At 59.6% G+C, this 12,069-nt stretch carries 12 protein-coding genes; 4 read left to right on the top strand and 8 right to left on the bottom strand.

Annotated elements, in window-relative coordinates; all coding sequences use genetic code 11:
- Window positions 1-6: 6 nt before the first annotated feature.
- From ATU_RS17795 to ATU_RS17780, 4 genes are all read right to left on the bottom strand, one after another.
- Window positions 7-972 (bottom strand): ABC transporter permease, encoded by a 966-nt coding sequence (locus tag ATU_RS17795; RefSeq protein ID WP_010973346.1) that lies wholly within the window; start codon window positions 970-972, stop codon window positions 7-9.
- A complete protein-coding gene (locus ATU_RS17790; protein ID WP_010973345.1) occupies window positions 969-1,967 on the bottom strand; it encodes an ABC transporter permease in 999 nt (332 codons plus the stop codon). The genes ATU_RS17795 and ATU_RS17790 overlap by 4 nt, the downstream gene beginning before the upstream one ends.
- Window positions 1,964-3,463: a sugar ABC transporter ATP-binding protein gene (locus ATU_RS17785; RefSeq protein ID WP_010973344.1), complete on the bottom strand. Its 1,500-nt coding sequence runs from the start codon at window positions 3,461-3,463 to the stop codon at window positions 1,964-1,966. Before ATU_RS17785 ends, ATU_RS17790 begins: the two co-directional genes overlap by 4 nt.
- 129 nt (window positions 3,464-3,592) lie before the next feature.
- Window positions 3,593-5,104: a UxaA family hydrolase gene (locus ATU_RS17780; RefSeq protein WP_010973343.1), complete on the bottom strand. Its 1,512-nt coding sequence runs from the start codon at window positions 5,102-5,104 to the stop codon at window positions 3,593-3,595.
- 292 nt (window positions 5,105-5,396) lie between these two features.
- Here ATU_RS17780 and ATU_RS17775 point away from each other — a divergent pair, with 292 nt between their 5' ends.
- The gene (locus ATU_RS17775) at window positions 5,397-6,449 is read left to right on the top strand and encodes an aldo/keto reductase (protein ID WP_035256969.1); all 1,053 of its coding nucleotides are present in this window, start codon (window positions 5,397-5,399) and stop codon (window positions 6,447-6,449) included.
- A 192-nt stretch (window positions 6,450-6,641) separates the two neighbouring features.
- The gene (locus ATU_RS17770; protein WP_162180313.1) at window positions 6,642-7,391 is read left to right on the top strand and encodes a GntR family transcriptional regulator; all 750 of its coding nucleotides are present in this window, start codon (window positions 6,642-6,644) and stop codon (window positions 7,389-7,391) included.
- A gap of 29 nt (window positions 7,392-7,420) precedes the next feature.
- On the opposite strand, the gene ATU_RS17765 is transcribed toward ATU_RS17770, so the two are convergent.
- Together ATU_RS17765 and ATU_RS17760 are read right to left on the bottom strand one after the other, a co-directional pair.
- Window positions 7,421-7,750 (bottom strand): L-rhamnose mutarotase, encoded by a 330-nt coding sequence (locus ATU_RS17765; protein ID WP_010973340.1) that lies wholly within the window; start codon window positions 7,748-7,750, stop codon window positions 7,421-7,423.
- A 10-nt stretch (window positions 7,751-7,760) separates the two neighbouring features.
- The gene (locus ATU_RS17760) at window positions 7,761-8,507 is read right to left on the bottom strand and encodes an SDR family NAD(P)-dependent oxidoreductase (protein WP_006313403.1); all 747 of its coding nucleotides are present in this window, start codon (window positions 8,505-8,507) and stop codon (window positions 7,761-7,763) included.
- Between the two features lie 262 nt (window positions 8,508-8,769).
- Here ATU_RS17760 and ATU_RS17755 point away from each other — a divergent pair, with 262 nt between their 5' ends.
- Window positions 8,770-9,177: a low affinity iron permease family protein gene (locus tag ATU_RS17755; RefSeq protein ID WP_010973339.1), complete on the top strand. Its 408-nt coding sequence runs from the start codon at window positions 8,770-8,772 to the stop codon at window positions 9,175-9,177.
- Between the two features lie 182 nt (window positions 9,178-9,359).
- Here ATU_RS17755 and ATU_RS17750 read toward each other — a convergent pair whose 3' ends face one another.
- Window positions 9,360-10,004 (bottom strand): hydrolase, encoded by a 645-nt coding sequence (locus ATU_RS17750; protein ID WP_010973338.1) that lies wholly within the window; start codon window positions 10,002-10,004, stop codon window positions 9,360-9,362.
- A gap of 153 nt (window positions 10,005-10,157) precedes the next feature.
- Here ATU_RS17750 and ATU_RS17745 point away from each other — a divergent pair, with 153 nt between their 5' ends.
- The gene (locus ATU_RS17745; RefSeq protein WP_010973337.1) at window positions 10,158-11,051 is read left to right on the top strand and encodes a LysR family transcriptional regulator; all 894 of its coding nucleotides are present in this window, start codon (window positions 10,158-10,160) and stop codon (window positions 11,049-11,051) included.
- A gap of 109 nt (window positions 11,052-11,160) precedes the next feature.
- Here the strand turns inward: ATU_RS17745 and ATU_RS17740 are convergent, their stop codons facing one another.
- Window positions 11,161-12,027, bottom strand: a complete 867-nt coding sequence (locus ATU_RS17740; protein WP_010973336.1) for an aldo/keto reductase family oxidoreductase — start codon at window positions 12,025-12,027, stop codon at window positions 11,161-11,163.
- Window positions 12,028-12,069 lie beyond the last annotated feature (42 nt).

Genomic DNA, 12,069 nt, shown 5'->3' with positions numbered 1-12,069 from the left:
GTCTGGTTAAAGGGATTTCAGTATCGGCATTGCCGGACGCGGTCTTGCGCGCACGGTACGGTCAAGCACGACCAGCAGGATCAGGATCAGTCCGTTGACGATCTGCTGGACGTAGGCCGGCACGGACTGGAACTCCATTGCCGTGGTCAGTGCCGCAATCGTGAGAACACCGCCGAGCGTGCCCAGCGCGGACCCGCGGCCGCCTTCCAGCCGGGTGCCTCCCACCACAACGGCGGCAATGATGACGACGGTGATTTCCGCACCGAAGACGGGCGAACCGGTATTGGTCGTCAGGCTTTCGAAAACGCCTGCCAGACCGGCGAGCGCACCCGCGAAAATGAAGCCGAGGAACAAGGTTCTGCCCGATGATATGCCGCTTGCCTCGGCGGCGACGGGGTTCGATCCGACTGCGAACAGGTTGCGGCCTGAAACGGTGCGCCGCAGCCAGAAATCGAGCATCACGATGCCGGCCATAAACAGGGCGCTGCGGGTCGTGAAAATTTCCGCATAGACCTGCGACAGGGTGACAGCGAAGGTAATGTCGGTGCCGGACACCGGCTGGCTGCCGGTGATCCAATGCGCCAGCGACCGGAAGATCAGCATGCTGGCGAGCGTCGCTACCAGCGCATTGATCTTGAAGACAACGGTAAGAATGCCGTTGAAGACACCTGCGGCAATACCGGTCAGCACCCCGAGCGCTGCCGCCGGCCATATGCCGAGCTCAGCCTGCAGCGAAATCGCCACGATGCCGGAGAGCGCAAAGACCGCGCCGACGGAAAGATCGATCTGGCCGGCGATAAGCAGCACCGTCAGGCCGATGGCGACGATGCCGATCGATGCGCCGCGATCGAGACCGAGGCTAGCGGTGGTGAGGCTGACAAAGCCGGGCACGGTCAGTGCGGCAATGACCAGCGTCGCGCCCAATATGATCGTCACGCGATAGCGCGACAGTGCAGACAATAATTCGTTCATGCCACGGCCCTCCGGCGAAGCGCGACGTCGAGGGCGACCGCAAAGGCGATGAGCAGCCCGAGGACGAAACCCTGGATCGGGGTGGGAACGCCCTGTAGCACCATAACATTGGTCAAGAGCTGGACGAGGCCGAGGCCGGCGATGGCGCGCGGCACCGAGCCGAAGCCGCCCATGATCGAGATGCCACCAACCACGACGGCGGTGATGGCGCTGAATTCATAACCCGTTCCGACCAGTGGACGTGCGCTTTGCAGGGTGAGGCCGAGCAGGCCACCGCTGAGGCCGGATGCCAGCCCGGTGATGACGAATGCACCGGCCTTGACCGCCCGGACCGGCACGGTGCTGGCCCGCGCCGCCCGGTAATTGCCGCCGGTGGCGAGTGTCCATCGGCCCCAGATGGTGCTCGACAGGACGAAATGGCCTGCCACCGCGACGGCGAGAAACACCAGCACGACAAGCGGAATGCCGAGAATGCGGCTTTTGACGAAGGTGGCGATGGCCGGATCGGTTCCATAAACGATGACGCCGCCGACCGCCGCCTGCACGATGCCGAGAATGATGGTGCCGAGGCCAAGGGTCGCGATGATCGGATTGACGCCGATATAACCGATCAGCAATCCGTTGATGAGACCGCAGGCGCCGGCGAGTGCGATAGCGACCACAAAGGCCGGAACTGCGCCGATCTCCGGCTGCAACGCCAGAGACAGGATCGCGCCGCAGGCGATGGTTGCCGGCACCGACAGGTCGGCGAGCCCGCCGGTAACGAGGACGAAGGTCATGCCCACGACCACGATGCCGACAATGGCCATGGATGTCAGGATATTGATGAAATTGCCTGTCGTGAAGAAGACCGGGCTTGAAAACGAGCCGTATAGGATCACGAGAAGAATGGCCAGCAGCAGGCCGCCTTTGGCGAACAGGCCCGCCAGCCGCCCGCCGCGATGAAAGCGCGGGGCGACATTGTGCTTTTCGGTGATAGCGGTGATGTCGCTCACGCTGGTTCTTCCCCTGTTGCAAGCGCCATGATGCGCTCTTCCGTCAAGTCTCCGCGTGCAATCGGGGAGGAGGCGCGCCCATCGCGCATGACCACCACCCGGTCGCAGACCCCCATCACCTCAGGCAGTTCCGACGAGATCATAACCACCGCCATGCCACCGGCCACGAGTTCGCCGATGATGCGGTGGATTTCCGCCTTCGCGCCGACATCGACGCCGCGTGTCGGTTCGTCGAGGATCAACACCTTCGGTCCCGCCGCCAGCCAGCGTGAAATGATCGCCTTCTGCTGATTGCCGCCCGAAAGCAGGTTGATGCGCCGCTCCGGATCGGGCGGGACGATGGAAAAATCGCGCGTATATTTCGCCGCCAGTCCCCGATCCCTACTCATGCCGATGCGCCCGAGACGGCTCAGACGTCGCAGCACCGGCAGGCTGATGTTTTCGCGCACGCTCATGGACGGCACGATGCCATCGCCTTTCCGATCTTCGGGAACATAGGCGACGCCCGCCTTAACGGCCGCTGCCGGTGAACCAATCGTAACGGCCTTGCCGTTTATCTCGATCCTGCCCGTGGCCAGCGGCGCAAGGCCGAAAATCGCCTGGGCGACCTCGGTGCGGCCGGCGCCGACCAGGCCGGTCAGGCCGAGAATTTCGCCTGACCGCACATCGAAACCGACGTCGTGGAATTTTTCGCCGTCGCTCAGTCCCGTGACCTTGAACGCCACCGGGCCGATCTTCGATGGTGTTTTGGGAAAGACATTGGCAACTTCGCGACCGACCATGAGGCGGATCATTTCGGCGGCGGTGATGCCGGCGGCCGGTCGGGTGTCGATCATGCTGCCATCGCGCAGGATGGTCACGTCATCAGCGATATCAAGCACTTCTTTCAGCCGATGGCTGATATAGATGATGGCGATACCCTGGCTTTTCATCTTGCGAAGGATGGAAAACAGGGCTGTTGTCTCATGCTCGCTCAGGCTGGATGTCGGCTCGTCCAGGACGATGATACGCGGATCGGCGGAATAGGATTTGGCGATCTCGACGAGCTGCTGCTGGCTGATCGGCAGATCACCGAGCCGCGCCTTCGGGTCGATCGCCGCTTCCAGTTCTTTCAAAACCGCAGCCGCCTTGCGCAGCATGGCCTGCCTGTCGACCAGGAAGCGGCGGTGCGGCATGCGGCCGAGATAGATATTTTCCGCAACGGTAAGGTCCGGAACGAGGTTCAGCTCCTGATGCACCATGCGGATGCCGAGTTTCTGGGCGTCGGCCGGCCGGCGCATCTGCACCTCCACGCCCGCGATTTCCGTCGTACCGGTGGTGGGAGCATAGCTGCCGCTCAGGATTTTCATCAGCGTCGATTTACCAGCGCCGTTTTCACCGACGACGGCGTGGATGCGACCGTATTCGACTGTGAAATTGACGTTGGACAGCGCTTTTACACCGGGAAATATCTTGCTGATCCCCCGCATGCGCAGCGCACTCGCCGTTGCCGTCATATTCTCCTCCCAGAGCATTCAAAGTTTTGTTACATTAATATAATAATTGTGGCAAGCGAATGCCCCTTGCGTCTTTCCTTGTTGTCAGGCCTTTGGCTCAGGCGTTTTCCGAAACCTCGGGCCGGTCGCTTACATCGTCGCGCCGATGGACCATGGGACGAATTCATTGTCGCCATACCCCAGAAGCTCGGATTTTGTGCGCTCGCCGGAGGCGACGGCTAGGATTCTCGTGAAGATTTCTTCGCCCTTCTGCTGCAGCGTCTTGCCATCAAGTACGTCACCACAATTGATGTCCATATCTTCTCCCATTTTCTCAAAGATGTAGGAATTGGAAGCGAGCTTGATCGAAGGGGTGGGCTTGCAGCCAAATGCCGAGCCCCGCCCGGTGGTGAAACAGAGAATATTGGCGCCACCCGCCACTTGGCCCGTGGCTGAAACGGGGTCGTAACCGGGCGTATCCATGAAGACCAGTCCCCTGGCGTCCACCGGTTCGGCGTAGTTGAATACTGCCGTCAGATTGGTCGAGCCGCCCTTCATCGCCGCTCCCAGCGATTTTTCGAGAATGGTCGTCAGGCCGCCCGCCTTGTTGCCGGGGGAAGGGTTGTTGTTCATCTCCATGTCGTGCCGCCGGGTATAGTTCTCCCACCAGCGGATGCGTTCGGCCAGCTTCTCGCCGACCTCCGGTCGTTCCGCCCGGCGGATCAAAAGATGCTCCGCGCCGTATATTTCCGGGGTTTCCGAGAGGATCGCGGTTCCGCCTTCGGCGATCAATATATCGGCGGCAATACCGAGCGCCGGATTGGCCGTGATGCCGGAATAACCGTCCGAGCCGCCGCATTGCAATGCCAGCATCAGTTCTGAAGCGGGGGCGGGGACACGAATGGCCTTATTGACCACCGGCAGCATCTCGCGGATGGCCACGACGCCGGCCTCCACCGTTTTGCGCGTGCCACCAAGTTCCTGAATGGTAAGCGTGCGAAAGGTCTCGCTTTCCCTTAATCCGTAAGCATCCATCCAGCGCGGGATCTGAAACGCCTCGCAACCCAGCCCCACCATCAGCACGCCGCCGACATTCGGGTTCTTTGCCACGCCCCATTGGGTGCGCTTCAGCAATTCGTAGGCCTCGCCATGGATATCCAATCCGCATCCGGTGCCGTGGACGAGCGATATGACACCGTCCACATTCGGGAACTGGTCGAGAATGCCAGAGCGGTTGATCTCATCGGCGATAAAGCGCGAGGCGGTGGCGGAACAGTTCACCGAGGTGAGAACGGCGATGTAATTACGGGTGCCGAAGCGTCCGCTGGGGCGTCTGAAACCGTTGAAGCTGTGGCGTTTCTCCGGCTCGACATAGCGCGTCGGTCTTGCTTCCTCGCCACTCGCATAACCGCGTTCGAAGCTCTGCATCGTCACGTTATGCTCGTGGACCCATTGCCCCGGCTCGATGTCCCGCGTGGAAAAGCCGATGATCTGCCCATATTTGACGATCGGTGTCCCATTTGCGATCGCCTGCAGGGCCATTTTGTGACCGCGCGGAATACGCTCGCGCGCAGTAACCTCTGCCACGCTCTCACCCAGCGTGATCGGTTCGACGGCGACGATGATGTTATCGGTTTCAGTCAGTTTGATGTAGCGAGCCATGATTTCTCTGCGTGAAACAGGCGGAAGCCAGAAATTCGTTGTTTGCTGTATATTGGAATACTAGTATAATGCATCGTGGTCAAGGGACTTGAAGAGGGTTTGATTGCGAGCATTTCAGGCAAATGGAAGTCGGGCTCCGCATCTCAAGATGTGCGAAACCATGAGAGCGAAATTTGCGCCTGAGAACGGCTCAATCCGCCCGGGGGCTTACTGGAACCGTTCTCGATGAAGTACCACCCAACAATCTTGATCGATTATTATATTAGTGTAATTGTCGGCGAATGCACGGGAGATTGCGATGCGGGCAGGAGATAAACGACGTCTGGGAACCACAAATCTGTCGGTAACGGCGCTCAGCATGGGCTGCGCGTCGCTTGGCGGGCTTTATACGCCGGTGAGCGCCGCCGATGCGCTGGCGACGCTTCAGGCGGCATGGGACAGCGGCGTCCGTTATTTCGACGTGGCGCCGATGTACGGTCTTACCCGGGCGGAGCATCTGCTCGGGCAGTTTTTGCGCGAAGAACCGCAGTGCCATGAAGCCGTCGTTAGCACCAAGGTCGGGAGGCTTTTCAGCAATGACCGTCCGGGTCACCGCCTGCCGCCGGAGCCGCCGAAAAACCCGTTGGATCCGGGCTGGCAAAACGGGCTACCGTTTCGCGAGACCTTTGATTACAGCTATGACGGCATCATGCGCAGCTTCGACGACAGCCAGCAGCGCATGGGCACCAACAGGCTGGATATTCTCTTCATACATGACATCGGCGTCCTCACCCATGGTGAAAGAAATGCCGCGCTCTGGCGGCAATTGACGTCGGGTGGCTTCAGGGCACTCGGCGAGTTGCGTGAGGCCGGCCTGATCGGCGGTTTCGGGCTGGGGGTCAATGAGGCAGAGGCGATCGCCGCCGCCATGGATGAGGTTCATCTCGATTGCTGCCTGCTGGCCGGCCGGCACAGCCTGCTCGAACAGGATGCGGTGCCGTTGCTGGACCGCGCCCATCGGCAGGGCACGGCCATCGTCATTGGTGGCGTGTTCAATTCCGGCATTCTTGCCACGGGCACGGCTTCTAACGCCAAGTTCAATTACAAGGATGCGCCCGCCGAGATCGTACGGCGCACTGAGGAGCTAGCGCGGGTCTGCGCCGCCTTTGACGTGCCGCTGGGAGCTGCGGCGGTGCAGTTCCCGCTGTTTCATCCCGCGGTCGCTTCGGTCCTGGTGGGAGCCAAACATCCCGATAAGCTGCTGCAATCGGTCGGATGGTTCGAGACGGACATACCGGAAGAATTGTGGCAGGCCTTGCAGAAAAAGGGCCTGCTGGCGCCGATGCCGGTTTTGATGGAGACGTGAGGATCATCAACGCCAGCAATCGTAACCGAGCTGCGCGGGACCGGGGGGTAGTGGCGAAAATCGACGGCCCCCATTATTTGCTTCTTTCATGAACGACTTGCTTGGAAATCATGGGAGAGGTTGGTTGCGGGCGTGAAACCGGCTAAAGAAATTTTTACCGGTGAGTCCGGTTTTTGATGGGAGACGACGGACGTGTCAAAACAAGAGGCGAATGCGGGCCATTCCTTGCAGGACAAATCCGATTTGACCGGGTTTCTCAATGGCGTGACCATCACGCGGAACATGCCGCTTCGCGACCAGATCTATCAGCTCGTTCGCCGCGCCATCGTGACCGGCAGGCTCGCGCCCGGTTCGCCGGTCAATGAAATAGAGATCGCCGAGCGTCTCGGGACGTCGCGGACGCCGGTGCGTGAGGCCGTCAAACGTGTTGAAGATGAAGGGCTGATCGATGTCCGCGCCCAGGCCGGAACCTTCGTGACCCGCATCAGCCGCAGGCAAGTGCAGGAAGCCTATATCATCCGCATCGCGCTGGAGCGGGAAAGCGTTCGCCATGCGGCAGAAACGATCAGCGCGGATGGAGTGCAACGCTTACGCGACATCATCGATCTCCACGCCCTCTCGGTCAAAAGAAGCCGCTTCGAAGATGCTATCGATCACGATGACGCCTTTCACAGGGTCATTGCCGAGGTCAATGGTTATTCCATGCTGTGGCGTGTGGTGGACATTACCAAGGCACAGATGGATCGCTGCCGCCTTCTGTCGCTGCCTTCGCCGGGAGCCGGTGAAACGACGATCGAGCAGCACGGCGCCATTGTTGACGCTTTGGAGGCGCATGACCTGGAAGCGGCCGAAAGGGCGATCAAGGAGCACCTGGAGACGTCGCTCAGCAATACGCTGAAACTGCTCGGCAGCATCGAAGCCAGCGGATTTGCCGGCATTTGAAACGCGTTTGAAGAGGACGACAGGCGCAGTCACTCCATGTGGAAGACTTCGGTCATCTGCGCCCACCATTCTTCCGGCCGGCGCGTCGGGAAGGGCAATTGCAGGGGTTCGCAGATTGCCCACCATTGCCGCATCCGCTCGCCCTTGGCCATCTCCGCCATATCGGCGGAGAAATCATCTCCCGTATATTCCCAGTAGCCGAAGAGCAGGTTTTCCGGCTCTTTCAGAAAAATCGAATAATTGGTGATATTGGCGCGGGCGATGGCGTCGAGCACCTCCGGCCACACATTGGCGTGCAACCTTTTATATTCCTCGACCGTACCGGGCCTGAGGTTAAGGCAAAATCCCATGCGCGGCATCGAACGCTCCTCAATAGGTCGTCCGGCCACCGGAAAGGTCGAAAACCGAGGCGGTAGTGAAGCTGTTTTCACGGCTCACCAGCCATGCGACCATTGCCGCAGCCTCTTCGACTTCCAGAAAACGGCCACGCGGAATACGTGTCAGCATGTAATCGATAAATTCCGGTGTCAGAGTTTCGAGGATCCGTGTGCGCGCCGTCGCCGGCGTGATCGCGTTGACGGCAATATCGTGTGCCGCGAGTTCCTTGCCGAGTGATTTGGTCAAGCCAATCACGCCCGCCTTGGCTGCGGAATAGGCTGAGAGCTTGGGATTGCCCTCTTTGCCGGCAACCGAGGAGATATTGACGATCCTGCCATAGTTCCTGGCCTTCATGGAGGGGATCACGGTCTTGTTGACATAAAAGGTGCCGTTCAGATTAATCTCGACGACGCGCCGCCATTCCTCGATGTCATAATCCTCAAGGGTCGCATTGCTGCCCGCAATTCCGGCGGAATTGACGAGGATCGACACCGGTCCGGTCTCGGCTTCGACCTCGGCGTGAACGCGGGCGAGGCCGGCAAAATCGGTGACATCAACAACCTTGCCGCTGGCGCCCTCTCCAAGCACGCCGCAGGCCTGCTCAATCGCCGTCTCGCTCATATCCCAAAGGCTGACCTTCGCGCCGGATTCAATAAGCCGCCTTGCGATGGCAAGGCCAATTCCCTGTGCACCGCCGGTCACCACCGCCGCCTGTCCGTCGAGATCAATCCTGTTCATGTCATTCCTCCGTCTGACTTTTGGATAACTATTATACTAGTATTTTGATTCCAGAAAGAGGAAATCGCAGTCCCACTCGCACAGGTGATCGGAGAGGGTTTTGTCTGGCATGATGCGAAAATGACCGAGGTATCTGTCTGGAGCAACGTGGGTGTCTCCGCCGCACCATAAGGTCCATTCGGAACTATCATTCTTTTTCTTTGTTAGTGCATTAGCGTTCTAACAAGCTTTCAGTATCCGGGCTGAGGGGATACGGTGTGTCATGAACAAGGTCTTCACCCGCTTCGCAACCGGCATAGCGTCCTTTTCCGGCTCTCCGACTGCTTTCGTCGTGGCGCTTGGCACTGTCCTCGTCTGGGGGATCAGCGGACCGTTATTCGGGTTTTCGGAGGTCTGGCAACTGGTCATCAATACCGGTACGACCATCGTCACCTTTCTCATGATTTTTCTCGTGCAGAACTCACAGAACCGGGATTCCGCGGCGATGGAAGCAAAGCTGGACGAATTGTTGCGGGCGGTGGAGGAAGCGCGGAGTGATTTCATCGGGATCGAGCATCTCACCGAAGAGGAAATCGAGGAGATTCGCGCGCGGCTGGAAAGAGATAGCGGACCGGAAAGTGGCAAGCCTTCCCCGCATCACGCGATGGCTCGATTGCTTTCCCGGCGTTAAGCCGCGGCAGTAACCTGGGTTAGGCTATAAGGGTATCCGGGGCACCGGGTTGATTTTAGGCGGCTGCTTTCATGATTGCCTTTATCCATCACCCCTTGCCTGGGGGCGGGCGGCATGAAGGCGGTAAGGGCCGATAATGACGGTTCCGGTCCTCACCGAAATGCTTGCCAGGTTGGCGGCGATCAGCCAGCCACTGGTGTGTTGAGAAGCTGCTGCTCCCAAAGATAGGCGATGCCGCTGCCGCCGAAGTGCTGGATGAGAATCTCGGTCAGCGCCTCGACATGCTCCGTGCGTGCCCAATCACGTTGCCATTCGCCGGCAAGTGCCATTACGGTCATGACATTCGCGCCGGCCCTGATCATTCGCTGGATGGCAACTTCATGGGATTCCTTCGAAATTCCGCCCGACGCGTCGGTGATCACGGTCACGTCCCAGCCTTCGCCGGCGGCCTGGATCACAGGCATTGCGACGCAAACCTCGGTCCACAGGCCGGCGATGATCAGCTGCTTGCGGCGGGTCTCCTTGACGGCGTTCACCACATTCTCGTCCTGCCAGGTGTTCACCCAGGTGCGATCAATGACGTCCTGATCCGGAAATACGTCGGTGATATGCTTGAAGAGAAGTCCACCACGCGCCGCAATCACGCTGGTGAGAATGGTCGGAACGTCGAAGGCTTTTGCCAGCTTCGCCAGCGCGGTCGTGTTGTTGACCACCATGTGCGGATCGTGGCTGTTGAGATTTGCGAGCTGGTAGGGCTGATGGTCGATCAGAACGAGGACCGAATCTTCGGGACGAAGAAGAGAATCGAGGCCGTTACGAAGGGTCATCAAGACTTCCTTTCTCTGCCGCCATAGACGGCGATGGGTTCGAGAGAGACACGCGCCAGCGGGCGACGTTGCCTGGAAGCAATTTGCTGTTCCTTTTGGCGGTGAGATAGTGCCACAATCTGGCAAACTGTGTCGCGAAACGAGGAACCTGGAATGGACATCGAAGATCTACGGACATTTGTCGCAGTAGCCGACGCCGGTGGCGTCTCGGCCGCAGCGCGCCGGCTCGGCATCTCCAAGTCAATCGTCAGCCGTCGGCTCTTTCGGATAGAAGCGGAGCTTGGCGTCCAGCTTCTCGCTCGGACAACGCGCGGTGCCGCGCTCACGGAGGCCGGGATCACCTTCAGGGACCATGCCGCTCGGGCCAGCGCCGAGATCGATACAGCCCGGGAAACGATCCTCCCCGCTGGCGAGCTGCACGGCCGTTTGAGGATCGCAATGCCACTTACTTTCGGCCCAACCCACTTCGCCCCCGTGCTTGCGGAAATGGCGCGTCAGCACCCGCAGCTTCACATCCACACCTCCTACAGCGATCGTTTCGTCGATCTCATCGCTGAGGGTTTTGATTGCGCGATTCGGGGTGCCTATCTTCAGGACTCGAACCTGATCGCGAAGCGCGTCGGGCCGATCCATGGCAAGCTTGTCGCCAGCCCCGCTTATATCAAAGCGCACGGTTCCCCTGAGATGGTCGAGCAGCTTGTCAACCATCAGGCTTTGATGCAGGGAACGGAAGCCTGGCAGTTCATGGATGGCGACAGGATCGTCACGGTTCAGCCGCAGGGCAAGTTCAAGGCTGACAGCGCCACGGCGCTTGCTGCTGCGGCGGCTGCAGGTCTCGGCATCGCCTGGCTTCCCGACTGCATCACACATGCATATCTGGCCTCCGGCGCGCTGGTTCCCATCATGACGCGCTATCCGGTCCCTCCGGGCGCCGTCTATGTCGTCCGCCCACCGAGCCAGCATCCCGCTCGCAAAGTGCGGGTGCTCACCGAGATGCTGACTGAGTATTTTAAACGGACGCCGGAACTCTGGGGTGTAGACGGCTGAAACGCGTACGGAGGAAGCTTCGGCAAGAACCTGCATGGTGGGATGCATCGGCTTGAAGGCCAACTCCGGTCACGGTGTCAGATGCTCTTTTCCCGAAACTGTGGAGACTTCATCCGCCGATTGCCGCAAGAGCGGTCATGGCACTGTCCGGAAGATCAAGAGATGCAGCCGCAAGGTTCTGGCGCAGATGTGCGCGCGAAGACGTTCCGGGAATAACCAGAATATTGCTGGATCGCTTCAGGAGCCAGGCGAGAGCCACCTGCAGCGGCGACGCGTCCAGTTGCGTAGCGACGTCTGAGAGCACTGTCGATTGCAGCGGAGAAAAGCCACCGAGCGGGAAGAATGGAACATAGGCGATGCCCTGTGCTGCGAGCGTGTCTATCAGGGCATCGTCCTGTCGATGCGCCAGATTATATTGGTTCTGCACGCAGACGATCTCCACGATTTCACCGGCTTCCGTGATCTGTCGCGGCGTCACGTTCGATACACCGATATGCCGGATCAACCCCTGCCGTTGCAGGTCTGCCAGAACTTCAAGCGGTGCAGCGAGCGATCCCTCGGCGGGGCCGTGAACGTCGAACATGGCCCGGAGATTGACGACATCGAGTACCTCCTTACCCAGATTGCGAAGATTGTCGTGAACTGCCTGGGTCAGCTCCTCCTTCGAGAAAGCCGCATTCCAGGAGGCATCCTCACCACGGGTCGCACCGACCTTTGTGACGATCAGAAGGTCGTCTGCATAGGGATGCAGTGCCTCGCGAATAATCTGATTGGTAATATGGGGGCCGTAGAAATCGCTCGTATCAATATGATTGACGCCGCTATCCACGGCTTCCCGAACTACCGCGATCGCTTCCTCGCGATCTTTCGGAGGGCCGAAGACGCCTTTACCGGCTAACTGCATCGCGCCATAGCCCAGCCGCCTGATATTGCGGCCTGCAAGGTGAAAAGTTCCAGACTGGTCGAGTGTCGACATTTGAGCTTTCTCCGCTGTGTCTGTCCCCACTATAGAGGCGAT

This window comes from Agrobacterium fabrum str. C58, from assembly GCF_000092025.1.
GTDB classification, from domain to species: Bacteria; Pseudomonadota; Alphaproteobacteria; order Rhizobiales; family Rhizobiaceae; genus Agrobacterium; species Agrobacterium fabrum.
Note: the sequence above shows the minus strand (reverse complement) of the source record. Positions and strands in the feature narration are given on the sequence as shown.

Bases quoted from the DNA above. Each gene is read 5' to 3' on its own strand.
- ATU_RS17780 (WP_010973343.1), bottom strand. From the start codon at position 5,104: ATGGCTCGCTACATCAAACTGACTGAAACCGATAACATCATCGTCGCC.
- ATU_RS17755 (WP_010973339.1), top strand. From the start codon at position 8,770: ATGAACAAGGTCTTCACCCGCTTCGCAACCGGCATAGCGTCCTTTTCC.
- ATU_RS17765 (WP_010973340.1), bottom strand. From the start codon at position 7,750: ATGCCGCGCATGGGATTTTGCCTTAACCTCAGGCCCGGTACGGTCGAG.
- ATU_RS17750 (WP_010973338.1), bottom strand. From the start codon at position 10,004: ATGACCCTTCGTAACGGCCTCGATTCTCTTCTTCGTCCCGAAGATTCG.
- ATU_RS17785 (WP_010973344.1), bottom strand. From the start codon at position 3,463: ATGACGGCAACGGCGAGTGCGCTGCGCATGCGGGGGATCAGCAAGATA.
- ATU_RS17740 (WP_010973336.1), bottom strand. From the start codon at position 12,027: ATGTCGACACTCGACCAGTCTGGAACTTTTCACCTTGCAGGCCGCAAT.
- ATU_RS17760 (WP_006313403.1), bottom strand. From the start codon at position 8,507: ATGAACAGGATTGATCTCGACGGACAGGCGGCGGTGGTGACCGGCGGT.
- ATU_RS17795 (WP_010973346.1), bottom strand. From the start codon at position 972: ATGAACGAATTATTGTCTGCACTGTCGCGCTATCGCGTGACGATCATA.
- ATU_RS17745 (WP_010973337.1), top strand. From the start codon at position 10,158: ATGGACATCGAAGATCTACGGACATTTGTCGCAGTAGCCGACGCCGGT.